Here is an 18,151-nt window from a genome sequence, read left to right on the forward strand (position 1 = left end):
CCGCCTTCCCGCAAATGCATGAGGGCGGCCGGCTCAACGTCATCGAGGCGGTGGGGCCGATGACGGCGCGGCTCCGCTTGCGCTATTCGGACCGGAACCTCAGGCCCGGCGGGACGATTTCAGGCCCTGCCATGATGGCGCTGGCGGATTATGCCATGTATGCCGTCGTGCTCGCACATATCGGCCCGGTCGCGCTCGCGGTGACGACCAATCTCAACATCAACTTCCTGCGGAAGCCGGAGCCGGCGGACATTCTGGCAGAGGCGAAGCTCCTGAAGCTCGGGCAGCGGCTTGCCGTCGGCGACGTGACCATGTGGCAGGAGGGCGGGAAGGGGCCGGTCGCCCATGTGACCTCGACCTATTCGATCCCACCGCGCCGGCAAGAATAGCGGTATTAAAATACCGCGCATGAAAAGTGCCTGCCGGACGGGCACTTTCTTCCCCTTTCCGTTGACAGAGGGGCTGCCTTCCCTTAGAAGCAGCGCCAGTCCGAGGGCCGATTTCCGGCCCTTTTCCAGATTCCGCAGGATTTTTCGCATGAAGACCTATTCCGCGAAGCCCGCCGAGATCGAGAAGAAGTGGATCGTGATCGACGCCGAGAACATCGTCGTTGGTCGTCTCGCGACGTTCATCGCGAACCGGCTGCGTGGCAAGCACAAGCCGACCTACACGCCTCATCTCGATTGTGGTGACCATGTCATCGTCGTGAACGCCGACAAGGTGGTTTTCACCGGCGCGAAGTACGAAGACAAGCGCTACTACCGCCACACGGGCTATCCGGGCGGCATCAAGGAAACGTCGCCCAAGAAGGTTCTCGAAGGCCGTTTCCCCGAGCGCGTGCTCGAACTCGCCGTGAAGCGCATGATTTCGCGCGGCCCGCTTGCCCGCAAGCAGATGGGCAACCTGCACATTTATGGCGGCCCGAGCCATCCGCACGAGGCGCAGCAGCCTGAGAAGATCGATTTCGGTGCGCTCAACCGCAAGAATGTGAGGATCGCATAATGGCGCAAGAGACCCATTCGCTCGAAGATCTGAAGGGCGCCATCGAGGCGGAGGCCGCCGAGGAGCGCCAGCAGAAGCTCGACAAGTTCGGCCGCGCCTATGCGACCGGCAAGCGCAAGGACGCGGTGGCCCGCGTGTGGATCAAGCCGGGCTCCGGCAAGATCACGATCAACGGCCGCGACATCGATGTCTATTTCGCGCGCCCCGTGCTTCGCATGCTGCTCAACCAGCCGCTGGTGACCGCGCAGCGCGTCAATCAGTATGACATCACCTGCTCTGTTGCGGGTGGCGGTCTGTCCGGCCAGGCGGGCGCGATCCGTCACGGCATTTCGCGCGCGCTGACCTATTTTGAGCCGGCGCTGCGCTCGGTGCTGAAGAAGGACGGCTTCCTCACGCGCGACAGCCGCACGGTCGAACGCAAGAAGTACGGCAAGGCGAAGGCCCGCCGCAGCTTCCAGTTCTCGAAGCGCTGATCGCCCGAGGCGATTACGATCAGGGGCGCTTCGGGTTTTCCGAGGCGCCCTTTTTGTTTATGCGAACCGATACGGAGCGCAGCATGGCCACGAAAATCTTCATCGACGGCGAGGCGGGCACGACGGGCCTCCAGATCCGCTCGCGGCTCGACCAGCGCAAGGATCTCGAATTCATCCGTCTGGGCGACGACGTGCGCAAGGACCCGGCGGCGCGCAAGGCTGCGCTCAACAGTGCGGACATCGTCATCCTCTGCCTGCCGGACGACGCGGCCAAGGAGGCGGCGGGGCTGATCGAGAATCCGGCCGTGCGCGTCATCGACGCTTCGAGCGCGCACCGGACCACGCCGGGCTGGGTCTATGGGCTTCCCGAGATGACCGAGCGGCAGCGGCAGGAGATTTCGGGCGCATCGCGCGTCACCAATCCCGGCTGCTACCCGACGGGCGCGGTCTCGCTCATCAGGCCGCTGGTGCGTGGCGGCCTGCTGCCCGCCGACTGGCCGGTGACGGTCAACGCCATCTCCGGCTATTCGGGCGGCGGCAAGCAGATGATCGCCGAGTTCGAGGATGAAACCTCGCCAAGCTATACGCATGTGCCTTACCGCATCTATGCGATGGGGCTCGAGCACAAGCATGTCGAGGAAATCCGCGTGCATGGCGAGCTTACACACCGGCCGCTCTTCGCGCCCGCCGTCGGCCGCTATGCGCAAGGCATGATCGTCGAAGTGCCGCTCCAGCTCTGGGCGCTGCCGGGGAATGTGACGGTCGCACAGGTTCACGAGGCGATCGCGGAAGCCTATGCGGGCGAGCGCTTCGTTTCGGTCGCGGCGCCGGAAGAGGCCGCGGCCCTGAAGACGCTCGATCCCGAAGGGCTCAACGGCACGAACGACCTCAAGCTCTTCGTCTTCGGCAATGAGGACAGGAAGCAGGTGCGGCTCGTCGCGCTGCTCGACAATCTGGGCAAGGGCGCGTCGGCGCAGGCCGTGCAGTGCCTCAACATCATGCTCGGCATCGACGAGGGAACCGGCGTCGAACTCGCCTCCTGAATGCAGGAAGCCAGCTCCGGCTTCCCGCCTATATGTTCCATAAGGCTGTTTTCTTCTCCTGAATCCGGTATGTTTCAGGAAGAGGGAGAGAACATGCCTAAAAGCATCATGGATCTGACCATCCGGCAACGGATGACGTGGGCTGCGCATTTGTTCAAGGCAGTTGCGTATCAATATCATCGTCCGCTTGCACGGAGTCTGCGGAGTCTGATTCCGCGTGATGGCGTGGTCGTTGATGTGGGGGCGCATGCCGGTCAGTTTGCGAAGCTGTTTGCCGGGATGGCGCCTGCAGGACGGGTTTATGCGTTCGAGCCGGGCGCTTACGCGCTGTCGATTCTGAAGCATTCAATTCGTTGGCGTAGCAATGTGACGGTCGTGCCCTTCGGCTTGTCCGATGCGGAAGGTACGGAAGTCCTTCAACTGCCTATCAAGGCAAGCGGCAGTTTGAGCTTCGGGCTGGCTCATATTTCCGCCGACGCGACCGAGCCCGCAAAATCTCACAGGATTCGTCTGACCACGTTGGACCGCTTTGCTGAGAACGAGCGTCTGAAGCAGCTTGATTTCATCAAGGTGGACATCGAAGGGTGGGAGGCGCACTTCTTGTCCGGTGCGTCGAAGACCCTGTCCCGATTTCGTCCCCCCATTCTGATGGAAGTGCGAGGGGATGCGTTGGCGCGAGCCGGTGCTGAGCCCGGCTGGATTTTCGATTCGATCCTGCCGCTCGGATACAGTGTGTTCCGGACAGATGAAAAAGCGGGATACAGTTTCGATGATGTCGACGGCTACGTCGGTAACGCCGACTACCTTTTCGTTCCAAGCGAGAAGCTGGCTGCGTTCCGTAACGGATTGGCTGAGCCTGTATAGGCGTCAGAGCTTCAGCAGAATGACGCCAGCCGCGACGATTGCGGCGGCGATGACGGCGCGCCAGCCGAGCCCTTCCTTGAGGATGAGGCCGGAGATGAGCGCGCCGAAGACGACGCTCGTCTCGCGCAGCGCCGCAACGGGGCCGAGCGGCGCTATCGACATCGCCCAGATGACGAGCCAATAGGCGACGGTCGAGGCCGCGCCGCCGGCGGCGCCGATGAGCCAGGCGCGTTGCGGACGCAGGAGCGAGGGCCCGCGCCGCCACAGCGCGATCAACGTGATCGAGATGCCGTCGAGCGCGAAGAGCCAGATCACATAGGCGCTTGCAGTTTCGGCGGTCCGACCGCCAAGGCCGTCATTCAGCGTATAGGCGGCGATGAAGGCCGAAGTGCCGAGCGCGTAGAGAACGGCGCGCGGATCGGAGGCGCCGCGCGGCCCGTTCTTCGAGCGCCAGGCGAGGCTGACGATACCCGCAATGATGAGAAAGATGCCAAGGGTCGAAAGTGCGGGCAGTTCCTCGCCAAGGAAGAAAAAGCCCGCCAGCGTCACGATCGCGGGCGCCGTGCCGCGCGCCAGCGGATAGACCTGCCCCATGTCGCCATGCGTATAGGCCTTGATGAGAAAGACCTTGTAGCCGGTGTGCAGCACGAGCGAGAGGATGAGGATTTTCCATACCTCCCAGCTCGGCACGGGCACGAAGGGCAGGAGCGGCAACACCATCAGGCTGCCGCTTCCGGCGACGAACGCCATCATCGACAACCGGTCTTCGTTCGACTTGATGAGTGCGTTCCAGACCGCGTGGAGCAGGGCGGCGAGCAGAATGAGCAGGGTGATGGAGAGGGACAGGATGGTCTCCCGCACGCATGTGTCGATTTCGCGACGGAGAGTAGGCGCGCGGGCGGAGAAAGCCTAGGCGGGTTTTGCGACAAGGGCTTTGCTTCGAACGGTGGACGGGCTGAGGGACACATCGAGGCTCATGTCCCGCGTCTTCATGGTGCGATCAGCGCCGGGCCATGGCGGACGATACGGTGCCGTTTTCCGTCATTGTGAGGAGCAATCAGCCAGTTTCGCGGCGATGGCCAGTTCCGTGTCCCGAACGAGATCGTCGAGAACATCCGCTATGCTGATCTTGCGGATCTTGGGCGGGAGCAGCCCCTTTTCGGCCAGCATCACCACACCATGCAGCGAGGTCCAGAATCGGAGCGCGAAGCGCCGGCGCGTGAGGTCGTCGAGCGCGGGATCGATGGCTTCCAGAACCAGATCGAAATTCGCGTCGGCGGCCGTGTAGAGTTCGCTTCCCACGGGGGCCCTCTCGATGAGGCGCGAGGCATACATCAGGCGATAAAGTTCGACATGGCTGAGGCCGAAATCCAGATAGGCATGGGCGATCCGGGCGAGCCGGGATTTCGACGAGCGACGCGCGACCGTCTTCCGGAACGAGGAGCCGAAGGTGCGGAATGCCCTGGTCGCCACCGCAGCAAGAAGCGCCTCGCGGTCGGCGAAGTGCCGGTAGGGCGCGGCCTGGGACACGCCAAGCGTCTTCGCCAGCGCGCTGAAGCTCACGGCTTCCGCCCCGTTGCTCTCGATCTCGCGCGTGGCGGCGTCGATCAGCGCCTCGCGGAGATCTCCGTGATGATAGGCGTTCGGCGCCTTTGGGGCTGGGGAGGACCGGTTCATGTAAGAACCTATAACATTCCGCTTGACGCAAAGAGAATAGGCCGCGAAATGTAATACCATATAACATTGCCCGCGCGGAGCGATGCGGGAGGAAAGGGAAGGCCGGATGAGCCGTCTTTTCGGCGCGGTGCGCCAGAACGGATATGTCGTGCGGGACATTCACGCCGCCATGGACCATTGGGCCAAAGTGCTCGGCATCGGCCCGTGGTTCTATGTCGAACGGGTGAAGACGGACTATTTCAGGCATCGCGGCGCGGACTCGGATGTCGAAATGAGCATCGCGCTTGCGAATTCCGGCGACCTTCAGATCGAACTTATCCAGCAAAGGAACGACGCGCCGTCGATGTACAAGGAGTTTCTCGACTCCGGCCGCGAAGGCCTTCAGCACATGGCCTTCTGGACGACGGATTATCAGGGCCTCCATGACCGCGCGCTGTCGCTCGGCTACAGGGTCGGCCATGAGGGCCAGATCGGCGGCGCCCACGGCCGCTTTGCCTATTTCGATACCGAGCTTCATCCGGGCACCGTGATCGAGCTGTCCGACATCAGCGGCGGCAAGGGACGGTTCTTCGAGCATGTCCGGCAGGCTGCCATGGGCTGGGATGGAAGCGATCCGATCCGCCCGATCAAATGAACGACGAGAAGGACAACATGAACGACCTTGCAGAACGCCGCCTCAAGACGGTTCGCGATCACATGGCGCTGGAATGCGTCTGCGACTGGGATGCGGTCATCGCCACTTTCGAGCATCCCCGTTACGAGATGTACGGGCCGGGCACGGTGTTTGACGGCGAGGAGGCCGTGCGCGGCTATTTCAGGGCCTCGCGCACGCCCTTTCCCGATCAGGCGAACGAGATCATCGCCATCGCCCATGATGGCGACACGGTGCTGGTCGAGTTCTGGCTGACCGGTACCCATCTCGGGCCGTTGAGGCTTGCGGATCGCGTGGTCGAGCCGACAGGAAAAACATTCCGTGTAAGGATGGCGGCGACGTTCGAATTCCCGCCCGGCGGAGACAGGATCATCTGCGAGCGCCCCTATTTCGATCAGGCGGCCGTGGTCCGGGCGCTCGGGCTTTCATAAGGCCCGCGCGGGCCATCCGCGAAATGCGGATCACTCGGCCGATTTCACCTTCACATAGGAGCCCGGCGCATCTTCGAGGACCCTGAGGTCGCGGTCGCCGGGCTTGCGGGCCGGGACGTGATGTCCTGAATGGGGCTTCACCCAGGCTTCCCAGTCCGGCCACCAGGAGCCGGGATGTTCTTCCGCTCCGGCGAGCCATTCGTCGCCCGTCTGGGGTCGCTCGTCGCTCGTCCAGTACTGGTATTTGCGCGCGGCGGGCGGATTGATGACGCCCGCGATATGGCCCGAACCGGCGACGATGAACTTCACCGGGCCGCCGAAGAGCCGCGTTGCCTTGTAGACGGAGTTATAGGGCGCGATGTGGTCCTCGCGGCTCGACTGGAGATAGATCGGCACCCTGACCTTGTGGAGGTCGAGCTTCACGCCGCCAAGCTCCATCCTGCCCTCGGCGAGGTGATTCCTGAGATAGCATTCGCGCAGATAGAAAAGATGCATCTTCGCAGGCATGCGGGTCGCGTCGGCGTTCCAGTAGAGGAGGTCGAAGGGCACCGGCTCGCGGCCGAGCAGGTAATTGTTGACGACGTAGGACCAGATAAGTTCGTTCGAGCGCAGCATGTTGAAGGTTTGCGCCATGGCCGAGCCTTCGAGGACGCCGCCCGTCGCTTCCATCTGCCGTTCGAGGCCGGAAATCTGTTCCTCGTCGATGAAGACCTGAAGGTCGCCCGCCTCGGTGAAGTCGACCTGCGTCGCAAAAAAGGTGGCGGACTTGATGCGGTCGTCGCCCTTGGCCGCCATGTGCGCGAGGCTCGATGCGAGCAGCGTTCCGCCGATGCAATAGCCGATGGCGTTGACTTCCCGTTCGCCCGTCGCCTTCTCGACCGCATCGAGCGCGGCATAGGCGCCTTCGAACATGTAATCCTCGAAGCTCTTCATGGCGAGGCGCGCATCGGGGTTCACCCAGCTCACCACGAAGACGGTGAAGCCCTGTGCCGTCGCCCATTTGACGAAGGATTTTTCCGGCGTGAGGTCGAGGATGTAATATTTGTTGATCCAGGGCGGGAAGATGAGCAGCGGCCGCTCATGCACCTTTTCCGTCGTCGGCTCGTATTGCAGAAGCTGGATGAGATCGTTCTGATAGACGACCTTGCCCGGCGTCAGCGCGATGTTGCGGCCGACCTCGAAGGCTTTCATGTCGGTCTGCTGGATTTGCAGGCGGCCATTGCCGCGCTCCACGTCTTCCAGAAGGTGCTGCATGCCGAGCACGAGATTTTCGCCATTGGTGGCGAGCGTCGTGCGGAGCACCTCTGGATTGGTGAGCAGGAAATTCGAGGGCGAGAACGCATTGGCGAATTGGCGGACGTAGAATTCGGCCTTCTTGCGCGTGTGCTCGTCGATGCCGTCCGTCTGCTGAACCTGCGAGGTGAGCCACTGGCTTGCCAGCAGGTAGGACTGCTTCATCAGATCAAAGACGATATTGCTCTGCCATTCGGGATCCTTGAAACGCTTGTCCCCGCGCGAGGGCTCGATGACGGGCGCGGCCTCCATGCCCATGAGGCGGCGCGTCGCCGACTGCATGAGGGTGGCGTAGCCGTTCCATAGCTGCGCCTGCGCTTCGAGCAGCCGGAGCGGATTGCGCACATATTGCGCCGTCACGTCGAGCATGGTCTTGCCGATGCGGCGAAGGTCGAGAAGGGCGGTATCGACCGTTTCCCTGCCGTCCGTGTCCGCCATCAGGCGGGCGGCCTTCTGGCCGAGCGTCGCCGCCTGAATGAAATTGAGGGCAAGCGCCGCGAAGTCCGGTGTGGGGTAGGCGGGGGCCTTCGGCTCGGCGGCGCCGGGCGCGGCCTGGCCTTCATTCGGGGCCTCCTTCGGGGAAGCTCGCTTTTTCTCCCGGCCTGGTTTGGCGCTCGCTTTCGCGCTCGTCTTCCGGCTCGACTTCCGGTTTTCGTTCCGGTTCATGGGGCGATCTTCGCTGAGGGTCACGGCATTTCCTTGACAGCGGTTCCCCGCGGACCGCCGGAGAGGGCTTCGGCGGACGCGACAAACGGTTTTTTGTTTCGCCCAGATATTATACGCTCGGCGGCGCCTGCCGATAAGCATGCGCGACATTACGCGCGGAGCCGATCGGGCAGCGACCCCGGAACGGGAAGGGTAAGGAGCGATAGACGATGTCCATTCATGGATCGGGCGACAGGTTCGGAAACGGTTCGATGAGCCGCATTCTCGCCAGGGCCGGGGCGACAGCCCTTCTGATCGCAGGACTGGCCGGCTGTTCCGCGGTGCCCGACTGGGCGAAGCCGGGTGATGTTTTTGGCGATGGGCAGGCAGCCGAATCGCCCTCCGGCGCCGGAGGGTTCCCCGCGCTTGCGAATGTACCGAACGAAAAGCCAGCCACGACTTCGCCCGCCCAGCAAAAGGACATCGCCAACGGGCTCGCGGCCGACCGGGCCGCGGCCAGGCATTCAGACGAAGTGCTGCGCGGGGGGACGGAGCCGCCGGCGCCCGCACCGCAGCTCACGCCGCCGACGCCCGTCGAGCCGCTCAAGGACGTGCCGCCGGAGGCGCTGCCGAAGAAGTCCTCGAACGAGCAGCGGGTACTTCCCATGCCGGGACCGGGAGGCCATGCCTCGCTGGCCGCCGCCAGAGGCGTGAAGACCGCTCAGGCCGATACCGCCAGGAGCGACGCCGCGCCCGCCGAGGCCAAGCCCTCCGCCGATGCCGAGCAGCCGGTCAACGCCGCTCCGACGACGCCCGTCGAAGTGAAGCCCTCGACCGCCGGCAGCAAGGCCAATCTCTGAGCCGACGAGGTTTGTCAGCCGGGGAATAAATATCTCTCCGGTCGCAGATTCCGCCATAATCCCGCCTTGGGAAGCAGGCCAGATGGCCACCCCTCGCCGGCTGGGGAAAGCGCCCTTGAATCCGGGCATTAGGCGTGGCTCGGCTTGGGCTTTGGCGTTATAAGGGCGCCCGAGCATCACTTCCCCCCAAAAGGGCCCCGAACGGGTTCGAACGAGAATCGGAAAGCCTCCCTCCGACGGAAACGGGAGGCCGGTTTTAGGATCTGGTCATGAGCGAAGAGTTCCATCGCATCAAGCGCTTGCCGCCATACGTCTTCGAGAGCGTCAACAAGCTCAAGGCCAAGGCCCGCGCCGAGGGCAAGGACATCATCGACTTCGGCATGGGCAATCCCGACATGCCGACGCCGCCCCATATCGTCGAGAAGCTCATCGAGGTGGTGCGCGATCCGAAGACGCATCGCTATTCCTCCTCGCGCGGCATTCCGGGGCTCCGGCGCGCGCAGGCCGCCTATTACGAACGGCGCTTCGGCGTGACCCTCAATCCGGACACCGAGGTCATCGCGACGCTCGGCTCGAAGGAAGGGCTCGCGAACCTCGCCCAGGCCATCACCGCGCCCGGCGACGTCATTCTCTGTCCGAACCCGAGCTATCCGATCCATGCCTTCGGCTTCATCATCTCGGGCGCGGTCATCCGCTCCGTGCCTTTCGAGAGCGAGTCCGGCTTCTTCGACATGCTCGAGCGCGGCGTGAGGCACAGCGTGCCGAAGCCCACGGCGCTCGTCGTTTCCTATCCGTCGAATCCGACCGCTCAGGTCGCCGATCTCGACTTCTACCGCGAGGTCATCGCCTTCGCGGCCAAGCACGACATCTATGTGATCTCGGATCTCGCCTATTCGGAAATCTATTTCGACGGCAATCCGCCGCCCTCGATCCTTCAGGTGCCGGGCGCGAAGGAGCGCACGGTCGAGTTCACCTCGCTCTCCAAGACCTTCGCCATGCCCGGCTGGCGCATGGGCTTCGCCGTTGGCAATGAGCGCCTCATCAACGCGCTCGGCCGCGTGAAGTCCTATCTCGACTATGGCGCTTTCACGCCGATCCAGGTCGCGGCAACGGCCGCGCTCAACGGGCCGCAGGATTGCGTGGAGGAAATCCGCCAGACCTACAAGCACCGCCGCGACGTGCTCGTCGAAAGCATGTCGCGCGCGGGGTGGAACATTCCGAGCCCGCCGGCCAGCATGTTCGCCTGGTCGCCCATTCCGGAGAAGTTCCGGCATATCGGCTCGCTGGGTTTTGCGACGCTGCTTCTGGAACAGGCCGACGTCGCCGTCGCGCCGGGCATCGGCTTCGGCGAATATGGCGACGGTCATGTCCGCATCGGTCTCGTCGAGAACGAGCAGCGTATCCGTCAGGCGGCGCGCAACGTGAAGCGCATGATGCAGAACGCCGACCAGATTCTTGCCGAATATGAGGAGCGGGTGGGCATCAAGGGCAATGTTGTTCCTCATCCAAGCACGAGGGCGGGACGGACGTGACGAAACCACTTCGGATAGGTGTGGCGGGCCTCGGCACCGTCGGGGTCGGCGTGGTCAAGATTCTGGCCGCGCGCAGGGATTTTCTCGCCGCGGCGGCCGGCCGCTCGATCGACCTCGTGGCGGTGAGCGCGCGCGACCCGAAAAAGGATCGCGGCGTCGATCTGTCGAATGTTCGCTGGGAAGACGATGCGCGGAAGATCGCCAGCGCCGACGATATCGACGTGGTGGTGGAACTTATCGGCGGCGCTGAGGGCGTGGCGCGCGAGCTGGTGGAAACGGCGCTCGCCAATGGCAAGCATGTCGTCACCGCCAACAAGGCGCTGATCGCCAATCACGGCATCTCGCTTGCCCGGCGCGCGGAGCAGCACGGCGTCGCGCTCAATTACGAGGCGGCGGTCGCAGGCGGCATCCCGATCATCAAGGCGCTGCGCGAAGGGCTGGCGGCCAACGAAATCACCAGCGTCATCGGCATTCTCAACGGCACCTGCAACTACATCCTCACCGAGATGGAGGCGACGGGGCGCGACTTCGGCGAGGTGCTTAAGGACGCGCAGGCGCTGGGCTATGCGGAAGCCGATCCTTCCTTCGACGTTGGCGGTATCGATGCTGCGCACAAGCTCGCCATCCTCGCGAGCCTCGCCTTCGGCCGTGAGGTTGATTTCGACAGCGTTCATGTCGAGGGCATCGAGAAGATCACCGCCACGGACATCAAGTTCGCAAGAGAGTTCGGCTACAAGATCAAGCTGCTCGCCATCGCGACGAAGACGGCGGACGGGATCGAGCAGCGCGTTCATCCGGCGCTGGTGCCGGAAGGCTCGCCGCTTGCGGCTGTCTCGGGCGTCTTCAACGCGGTCGCGGTGCGCGGCGATCGCGTCGGGCTCCTGATCCTCGAAGGTCGCGGCGCGGGCGAAGGGCCGACGGCGTCGGCCGTGCTCTCCGATCTCGTGGACATTGCGCGCGGCCTCGTCATGCCGCCCTTCATCGTTCCGACGAGCCATCTGAAGAAACCGGAAAAGGCCGGGATCGACCGGGTGCAGGGCGCCTATTATCTGCGCTTCCTCGCCGTCGATCGCGCGGGCAGCATGGCCGACATCACGCGCGCGCTCGCCGAAGCCTCCGTCTCGATCGAGCGGATCGTGCAGCGCGGCGAGCGCAAGGAAGGCGATACCGGGCGCATGCCCGTCGTCTTCGTGACGCACAAGACGGATGAGAGTTCGATGCGCCAGGCGCTGGCGCATCTGGAAAAGCATCAGGAAGTGGCGGGTACCCCGCTCGTGATCCGCATCGAAGAAGGCGAATCACGCTAAGGATTTTCAAAAGAGCCGATGAAGGATAGGGCGATGACTGTCAAAAAGGGCCTGAGCAGGATGCTGACGCTTGAGGTGACGCGGGTCACCGAACGAGCGGCGGTGCTTTCATCCCTGCTGGCGGGGCGAGGCGACGAGAAGGCGGCCGATCAGGCGGCAGTGGACGCCATGCGCAAGGAACTGAACCGCCTCGACATAGATGGCACCATCGTCATCGGCGAGGGCGAGCGCGACGAAGCGCCGATGCTCTATATCGGCGAGAAGGTCGGCACCGGAAACGGCCCCAAGGTGGACATCGCGCTCGATCCGCTCGAGGGCACGACGCTCTGCGCGAAGTCCATGCCGAACTCGCTTGCCGTGCTCGCCATGGCGGAAGGCGGAAGCCTGCTCCATGCGCCCGACACCTATATGGACAAGATCGCCATTGGCGGCGGCTATCCCGACAATCTCGTGGATCTCGATGCGCCGCCGGCCGAAAACATCCGCGAGCTTGCCAAGGCGAAGAAGGTCGATGTCTCGCAGATCACGGCGTGCATTCTCGACCGTCCGCGCCATGCCGAGCTGATCGCCGCCGTGCGCGCGACGGGTGCGCGCGTGACACTCATCACCGATGGCGACATTGCGGGCGTCATCAACACCACCGATCCCGCGACCCATATCGACATCTATATGGGCATCGGCGGCGCGCCCGAAGGCGTGCTCGCGGCCGCGGCGCTGCGCTGCATCGGCGGGCAGATGCAGGGCCGCCTCGTGACGTCGAGCGAGGAGCAGAAGGCGCGGGCCGCAAAGATGGGCATCAAGGACTTCAACAAGAAGTTCAGCATGGAAGAGATGGCGTCGGGCGACGTGATCTTCGCCGCGACGGGCGTGACCGATGGCAGCATGCTCGAAGGCATCCGCTATGTGCGCGGCGGCATCACCACCCATTCGGTCGTGATGCGTTCTTCGTCCGGCACGGTGCGCTGGGTCAAGGCGTTCCATCCCTCGATGGAGAAGTTCAAGTAAGGCGAGGCTGATTTCCGTCCTTCTGTTAAGCGGCGGCAGATCGCCGAAATGAAAGGCGGCAGAATTGAGCGCAGGCGCCAGACCCTTTCTCGGTGTGGAGCGATCGGCGACGGGCCGCGCCTGGGTGAGCCGCCTCGCCGACGACCGCATGGCGCTTGCCATCTCGCAGCGCGAGGGCCTGCCGGAAATCGTGGCCCGCGTGCTTGCGGGGCGCGGCGTGACGCCTGAGGAATGTGCCGCCTATCTCGCGCCGAGCCTCAGGACGCTGCTGCCCGATCCCTCTACCCTCACCGATATGGACAGGGCGGCGCGCCGCATCGCCGATGCGATCATGAGCGGCGAGCGCGTCGCCGTGTTCGGTGACTATGACGTGGACGGCGCCACGTCGAGCGCGCTCCTCAAGCGCTATTTCAAGGCAGTCGGCCGCGACATACGCATCTATATTCCCGACCGTCTCCGCGAGGGCTACGGGCCCAATGCGCCGGCGCTGCTGCGCCTGAAGGAAGAAGGCGTCGGCCTCGTCATCACCGTCGATTGCGGGACGATGGCGCATCGCGCGCTCGGGCTTGCCGCCGATGCGGGGCTTGAGATCATCGTCGTCGATCATCATCAGGCCGAGCCAGCGTTGCCGCCCGCCTTTGCACTCGTCAATCCCAACCGGCTCGACGATACGAGCGGGCAGGGAACGCTCGCGGCGGTGGGCGTCGTGTTCCTCCTTCTCGTCGCGATCAATCGCAGGCTCCGCGAGGGCGGCTGGTTCGCAAGGCATGATGAGCCCGATCTTCTCGGCTTTCTCGATCTCGTGGCGCTCGGCACGGTCTGCGACGTGGTGCCGCTCGTCGGCCTCAATCGCGCCTTCGTCGCGCAGGGCATCCGCGTTCTCGCGCGGCGGGGCAATGTCGGGCTCAAGGCGCTCGCCGATGTGGCGCGGCTCGACGGCATGCCGGGCACCTATCATCTGGGTTTTCTGCTTGGGCCCCGGGTGAATGCGGGCGGGCGCGTGGGCCGCGCCGATCTCGGCGCGCGGCTGCTGACGACCGAGAGCGCGGACGAGGCCGCCGATATCGCGATGGAACTCGACGTGCTCAACAAGGAGCGTCAGGCGATCGAGGCGCAGGTGCTGGAAGAGGCGCTGGCGCAGGTCGATGTGGCGCTCGGCGCTTCGCGCCGCAACGCCTTTCCTTCGATCATCGTGGCATCCGCGCGGGGCTGGCATCCGGGCGTCATCGGCATCGTTGCGAGTCGCATAAAGGATCGCTACGAGCGGCCTTCCATCGTTATCGCCTTCGACGAAAAGGGCGAAGGCAAGGGCTCGGGCCGCTCCATTCAGGGCGTCGATCTCGGCCGGGCGGTGACCGCGGGGCTCGAAGCGGGGCTGCTCGTCAATGGGGGCGGACACGCCATGGCGGCGGGGCTCACCATTCGCGAGGAGAAGCTCGACGCGCTCACGGGGTTTCTCGATGCGAGGATCGCGGAGCAGGTGGCCGCGGCGTCCGAATCACGCGCGTTGAGGCTCGATGGCGCCTTGAGCGCGCGGGGCGCGAGCCGCGAGCTTTTCGACCTTCTCGAACAGGCGGGACCTTATGGCGCAGGCAATCCCGAGCCGCGTTTCGCGGTGCCGGCCATGCGCATCGTCCATGCCGACATTGTGGGGCAGGGGCATGTGCGCTGCATTCTGACCGGCGAGGACGGCGCGCGGCTCAAGGGCATTGCCTTCAGGGCGTCAGAAACCCCGCTGGGACGCATTCTCACCGACCGTGGAGCCGGGCTCATCCATGTCGCCGGCCGTCTCAAGGCCGATGACTGGCGCGGCCGCAGGGATGTCCAGTTCACGATCGAGGATGCCGTGCCGACGCGGGATGCGACACCCTGAACTCTTTTGTCTGCAAGGACTTGTCAGGACGCGCGCCTGCCCTTATAAGCCCGGCTGCGGACCCGTTCGGGACCCCGCGCGGGCCGCAAGGCCCGAAACGCAGCGTGCGCCCTTCGTCTATCGGTTAGGACGCCAGATTTTCATTCTGGAAAGAGGGGTTCGATTCCCCTAGGGCGTACCACTGCCTCCCCACTCCCTCCGGCAGAACGGCGAATGGCGCTCATGCTTGCGAGCGGGTGCAATCTCCCGTCCGGCTCTCGCCAAGATTTTCAGTAATAGCTTTCGATGCGCTCGCTGCCGCCCACGATATAGGGATGGCCGGAAGCGTCGTAGCACTGCATAGCGCTCCAATGCGCCATGCGGCCATCGGCCGTGGGGCCATCGCGCACGACCTTCTGGCACGGATGGCCCGGAGGCGGCGGGTCGCCATCGAAGGGCCCGGGTCCGACGAAGAGCGGCGTGGTGATGGCGGGGCCGGTGGAGAGCGCCTCGCCGACCGTGAGGCCACCGCCTGCACTGGCAAGCGAGGCCGACAGCAGGGCGGCGCATCCGACGAGGCCCGCCGCGAGATATGTCCATGTTCTGCGCATGGCGAAATCCTACACCCGGCGGCTTACCAATGGCCAGTGTTTGGCATCGATGCCCAGGGCTCCTTGACGGGAAGGGCCGGGCCCTTTTGCAGCAGCTCGATCGAGACGTTGTCGGGCGAGCGGACGAAGGCCATGCGGCCGTCACGCGGCGGCCTGTTTATGGTAATGCCTGCCTTCATGAGCCTTTCGCACAGGGCGTAGATGTCTTCGACCTCATAGGCGAGGTGGCCGAAATTGCGGCCTTCGCCAAGCGTCTCGGGATCCCAGTTATGGGTGAGTTCGATCTGGGCTTCCTTTTGCCCGGGGGCGGCGAGAAAGACCAGCGTGAAGCGGCCCTGCTCGTTGTCATAGCGGCCGAGTTCCTCAAGTCCCAGATGCTTGCAATAGAATTCGAGCGACTTGTCGAGGTCGAGAACGCGAACCATCGTATGAAGATATTTCATCGGTCTGATTCCGTGGTCGTGGTTTGATTTGAATGTGTTTGTCCGCATAATTCCGCATATGGGCCATGAGGTCAAAAAACCAATGGCGGATGCCGTCGCTCTCTTTCGGCTTTGTTGCGTATCGGCGAAAGCGGGCTTTCATCGGCGTCTTTTCATTCGCATTGCGACATCGGGAGGCGGGTCATTCGCAACGAGCTGAAGCAGATGATCGATGCGGCGCGGCGCGTGGTCGTGTTCACGGGCGCAGGGATCAGCACCGAGTCCGGGATACCCGATTTTCGCAGTCCCGGCGGGCTCTGGACGAAGATGGCGCCGATCGACTTCGGCGATTTCATCCGTTCGGCCGAAATCAGGCGCGAGGCCTGGCGGCGTAAATTCGAGATCGACAAGACCATCGCGCGCGCGGAACCCAACAAGGGGCACATGGCGATCGCGCGGCTCGTCGATATCGGCAAGGTCAGCCATGTCATCACGCAGAACATCGACAACCTGCATCAGTTGTCCGGCGTGCCCGCGGAGAAGATCATCGAGCTGCATGGAAACGGCACCTATGCGAAGTGCCTCGATTGCGGCCTCCGATACGAACTCGAAGAGGTGCGCGTCCTGTTCGAGGCGAGCGGCGAGGCGCCGAACTGCCGCGCCTGCGGCGGCATCGTCAAATCGGCGACCATATCCTTCGGCCAGGCCATGCCGGAGGAGGAGATGCGCCGCGCTGAGGAGGCAACGCTCGCATGCGATGTGTTTCTTGCGATCGGTTCGTCGCTCCAGGTCTATCCGGCGGCGGGTTTTCCCATCATCGCAAAGCGCAATGGCGCGACGCTTGTGATCCTCAATCGCGATCCGACAGAACTCGACGCCATTGCCGATCTCGTCATTCATGACGAGATCGGGCCGACGCTCGCGCCCGTCGCCATGCTGAACTGACGGGTACGGACGGATCTTTCAACATTCCGGACTGGGGGGAGAGTCGCATGAGCCGCGCAGAGGGCGGGACGCCGTGGTGGCAGGGGGCCGTTGTCTATCAGATCTATCCGCGCAGCTTCCTCGATACGAATGGCGATGGCGTCGGCGATCTCAAGGGCATCGAGCGCAAGCTGGACTATGTCGCCTCGCTCGGCGCCGACGCGATCTGGCTCTCGCCCATCTATCCCTCGCCCAATCGCGATTTCGGCTATGACGTTTCCGACTATTGCGCCATCGCGCCGGAAATGGGGACGATGGAGGACTTCGACCGGCTGGTGAAAGAAGTTCATGCGCGCGGCATGAAGCTCATCCTCGATCAGGTGCTGAGCCATACATCCGATCAGCATCCGTGGTTTCAGGAGAGCCTGCTCAGCCGCGATAATCCGAAGGCGGACTGGTATGTGTGGGCGGAGGCGCGCGAGGACGGCACGCCGCCCAACAACTGGCTCGCCGCCTTTGGCGGGGCCGCGTGGTCGTGGCATCCGCTGCGGCGGCAATATTATTTTCACAAGTTTCTCAAGAGCCAGCCCAAGCTCAACTTCCACAATCCAGATGTGGTCGATGCCTGCATGAATGTGCTGCGCTTCTGGCTCGATCGCGGGGTCGATGGTTTCCGCCTCGACGTGGCTAATTCCTATGTGCATGACGAGCATCTCGGCAACAATCCGCCGGTGCCCATGGCCGAGCGGACATTCGCGAACTGGGCCCATGCGCCACGCCTTCAGCGCCACATTCATGACGCGAACACGCCTGAAAACGAATGGGCCATGCGGCGTGTGCGGAAGGTCATGGACGAGTATAAGGACCGGCTGGCCTTCGGCGAATTCTCGGAGGAGCCTTCCATGTTCGGCATCTACGCCGGCGGGATGGATCGGCTCCATACCGGCTATACGTTCGACTTCATCGAGGACCGGTCGTTCAGGCCCAAAGTGTTCCGCACCTATTACGACGAGCTTCTGATGCCGCTCGAGCATCTCTGGCCATGCGTCACATTCTCCAATCACGATGTGGTGCGGCCGGTGACGCGCTGGGGCGGCGGGCGCGGCGACGATGCGCTGGCGAAGCTCGGGCTCCTTCTCCTCCTGACGCTCAAGGGAACGGTGCTCATGTATCAGGGCGAGGAACTGGGGCTGCCGGAAGCCGACCTCGAACGGAAGTGGATCAAGGACCCGGTGGGCGATCTCTATTTCCCCTTCGGGAAAGGGCGCGACGGTTGCCGCACGCCGATACCATGGGAGAGCGCGTCGCATGAAGCCGGCTTCACCAGCGGCGCGCCCTGGCTTCCGGTTCCGGATTATCATCGCTCGCGCGCGGTGGATGTGCAGGAGCGCGATGAAACGTCCGTGCTCGCCTTTGCGCGCCGCCTCATTCATTTCCGCAAGCAGCAGCCCGCGCTCGTCACCGGCGATATACGCTTCGTAGACGGGGCGGGCGATGCGATCCTCGCCTTTGAGCGCAAGTCGCAGGGGCAGACGCGCCTTTGCGTCTTCAATCTTGG

The 18,151-nt window shown here is 63.8% G+C and carries 19 protein-coding genes and 1 tRNA gene; 15 read left to right on the forward strand and 5 right to left on the reverse strand.

Going from position 1 to position 18,151, the window contains the following annotated elements; all coding sequences use genetic code 11:
* The 5 genes from PKA57_RS02465 to PKA57_RS02485 form a co-directional block, all read left to right on the forward strand.
* Positions 1 to 389 (forward strand): PaaI family thioesterase (locus PKA57_RS02465; protein WP_324297343.1); only part of this gene is annotated, 389 nt, incomplete at its 5' end.
* Positions 390 to 537: 148 nt separating this feature from the next.
* Positions 538 to 1,002, forward strand: a complete 465-nt coding sequence (gene rplM / locus PKA57_RS02470) for a 50S ribosomal protein L13 (protein ID WP_324297344.1) — start codon at positions 538 to 540, stop codon at positions 1,000 to 1,002.
* Positions 1,002 to 1,475, forward strand: coding sequence for a 30S ribosomal protein S9 (gene rpsI, locus PKA57_RS02475; RefSeq protein ID WP_324297345.1), 474 nt, complete (start codon positions 1,002 to 1,004; stop codon positions 1,473 to 1,475). The genes rplM and rpsI overlap by 1 nt, the downstream gene beginning before the upstream one ends.
* Before the next feature lie 83 nt (positions 1,476 to 1,558).
* Positions 1,559 to 2,518, forward strand: a complete 960-nt coding sequence (gene argC, locus PKA57_RS02480; protein ID WP_324297346.1) for an N-acetyl-gamma-glutamyl-phosphate reductase — start codon at positions 1,559 to 1,561, stop codon at positions 2,516 to 2,518.
* The gene (locus tag PKA57_RS02485) at positions 2,519 to 3,382 is read left to right on the forward strand and encodes an FkbM family methyltransferase (RefSeq protein WP_324297347.1); all 864 of its coding nucleotides are present in this window, start codon (positions 2,519 to 2,521) and stop codon (positions 3,380 to 3,382) included.
* A 3-nt stretch (positions 3,383 to 3,385) separates the two neighbouring features.
* Here PKA57_RS02485 and PKA57_RS02490 read toward each other — a convergent pair whose 3' ends face one another.
* Complete coding sequence (locus PKA57_RS02490) at positions 3,386 to 4,243, reverse strand: DMT family transporter (RefSeq protein ID WP_324297348.1); 858 nt, start codon at positions 4,241 to 4,243, stop codon at positions 3,386 to 3,388.
* Between the two features lie 180 nt (positions 4,244 to 4,423).
* Entirely contained in the window at positions 4,424 to 5,059 is a 636-nt protein-coding gene (locus tag PKA57_RS02495) for a TetR/AcrR family transcriptional regulator (RefSeq protein ID WP_324297349.1), read from the reverse strand.
* A gap of 106 nt (positions 5,060 to 5,165) precedes the next feature.
* Here PKA57_RS02495 and PKA57_RS02500 point away from each other — a divergent pair, with 106 nt between their 5' ends.
* Together PKA57_RS02500 and PKA57_RS02505 are read left to right on the forward strand one after the other, a co-directional pair.
* Complete coding sequence (locus PKA57_RS02500; RefSeq protein WP_324297350.1) at positions 5,166 to 5,693, forward strand: VOC family protein; 528 nt, start codon at positions 5,166 to 5,168, stop codon at positions 5,691 to 5,693.
* 17 nt (positions 5,694 to 5,710) lie between these two features.
* Positions 5,711 to 6,142, forward strand: coding sequence for a nuclear transport factor 2 family protein (locus PKA57_RS02505; RefSeq protein WP_324297351.1), 432 nt, complete (start codon positions 5,711 to 5,713; stop codon positions 6,140 to 6,142).
* A 30-nt stretch (positions 6,143 to 6,172) separates the two neighbouring features.
* Here PKA57_RS02505 and phaC read toward each other — a convergent pair whose 3' ends face one another.
* Positions 6,173 to 8,125, reverse strand: coding sequence for a class I poly(R)-hydroxyalkanoic acid synthase (phaC, locus tag PKA57_RS02510; protein WP_324297352.1), 1,953 nt, complete (start codon positions 8,123 to 8,125; stop codon positions 6,173 to 6,175).
* Between the two features lie 185 nt (positions 8,126 to 8,310).
* Between phaC and PKA57_RS02515 the strand changes: the two genes are divergently transcribed.
* From PKA57_RS02515 to PKA57_RS02540, 6 genes are all read left to right on the forward strand, one after another.
* On the forward strand, positions 8,311 to 8,940 hold the full coding sequence (locus PKA57_RS02515; RefSeq protein ID WP_324297353.1) for a hypothetical protein: 630 nt from the start codon (positions 8,311 to 8,313) through the stop codon (positions 8,938 to 8,940).
* A gap of 269 nt (positions 8,941 to 9,209) precedes the next feature.
* Entirely contained in the window at positions 9,210 to 10,472 is a 1,263-nt protein-coding gene (locus PKA57_RS02520) for an LL-diaminopimelate aminotransferase (RefSeq protein WP_324297354.1), read from the forward strand.
* Entirely contained in the window at positions 10,469 to 11,779 is a 1,311-nt protein-coding gene (locus PKA57_RS02525) for a homoserine dehydrogenase (protein ID WP_324297355.1), read from the forward strand. The genes PKA57_RS02520 and PKA57_RS02525 overlap by 4 nt, the downstream gene beginning before the upstream one ends.
* A gap of 33 nt (positions 11,780 to 11,812) precedes the next feature.
* On the forward strand, positions 11,813 to 12,784 hold the full coding sequence (gene glpX / locus PKA57_RS02530) for a class II fructose-bisphosphatase (protein ID WP_324297356.1): 972 nt from the start codon (positions 11,813 to 11,815) through the stop codon (positions 12,782 to 12,784).
* Positions 12,785 to 12,848: 64 nt separating this feature from the next.
* The gene (recJ, locus tag PKA57_RS02535; protein ID WP_324297357.1) at positions 12,849 to 14,657 is read left to right on the forward strand and encodes a single-stranded-DNA-specific exonuclease RecJ; all 1,809 of its coding nucleotides are present in this window, start codon (positions 12,849 to 12,851) and stop codon (positions 14,655 to 14,657) included.
* Positions 14,658 to 14,763: 106 nt separating this feature from the next.
* Positions 14,764 to 14,838, forward strand: a tRNA-Glu gene (locus PKA57_RS02540).
* Between the two features lie 88 nt (positions 14,839 to 14,926).
* On the opposite strand, the gene PKA57_RS02545 is transcribed toward PKA57_RS02540, so the two are convergent.
* Together PKA57_RS02545 and PKA57_RS02550 are read right to left on the reverse strand one after the other, a co-directional pair.
* Positions 14,927 to 15,247, reverse strand: a complete 321-nt coding sequence (locus tag PKA57_RS02545) for a hypothetical protein (RefSeq protein WP_324297358.1) — start codon at positions 15,245 to 15,247, stop codon at positions 14,927 to 14,929.
* 23 nt (positions 15,248 to 15,270) lie between these two features.
* On the reverse strand, positions 15,271 to 15,690 hold the full coding sequence (locus PKA57_RS02550; RefSeq protein WP_324297359.1) for a VOC family protein: 420 nt from the start codon (positions 15,688 to 15,690) through the stop codon (positions 15,271 to 15,273).
* A 204-nt stretch (positions 15,691 to 15,894) separates the two neighbouring features.
* Here PKA57_RS02550 and PKA57_RS02555 point away from each other — a divergent pair, with 204 nt between their 5' ends.
* Positions 15,895 to 16,614: a Sir2 family NAD-dependent protein deacetylase gene (locus tag PKA57_RS02555; protein WP_324297360.1), complete on the forward strand. Its 720-nt coding sequence runs from the start codon at positions 15,895 to 15,897 to the stop codon at positions 16,612 to 16,614.
* 47 nt (positions 16,615 to 16,661) lie between these two features.
* A partial coding sequence (locus tag PKA57_RS02560) for an alpha-glucosidase (RefSeq protein WP_324297361.1) occupies positions 16,662 to 18,151 on the forward strand: 1,490 nt, incomplete at its 3' end.

This window comes from Parvibaculum sp. (assembly GCF_035325945.1).
Classification (GTDB): domain Bacteria; phylum Pseudomonadota; class Alphaproteobacteria; order Parvibaculales; family Parvibaculaceae; genus Parvibaculum.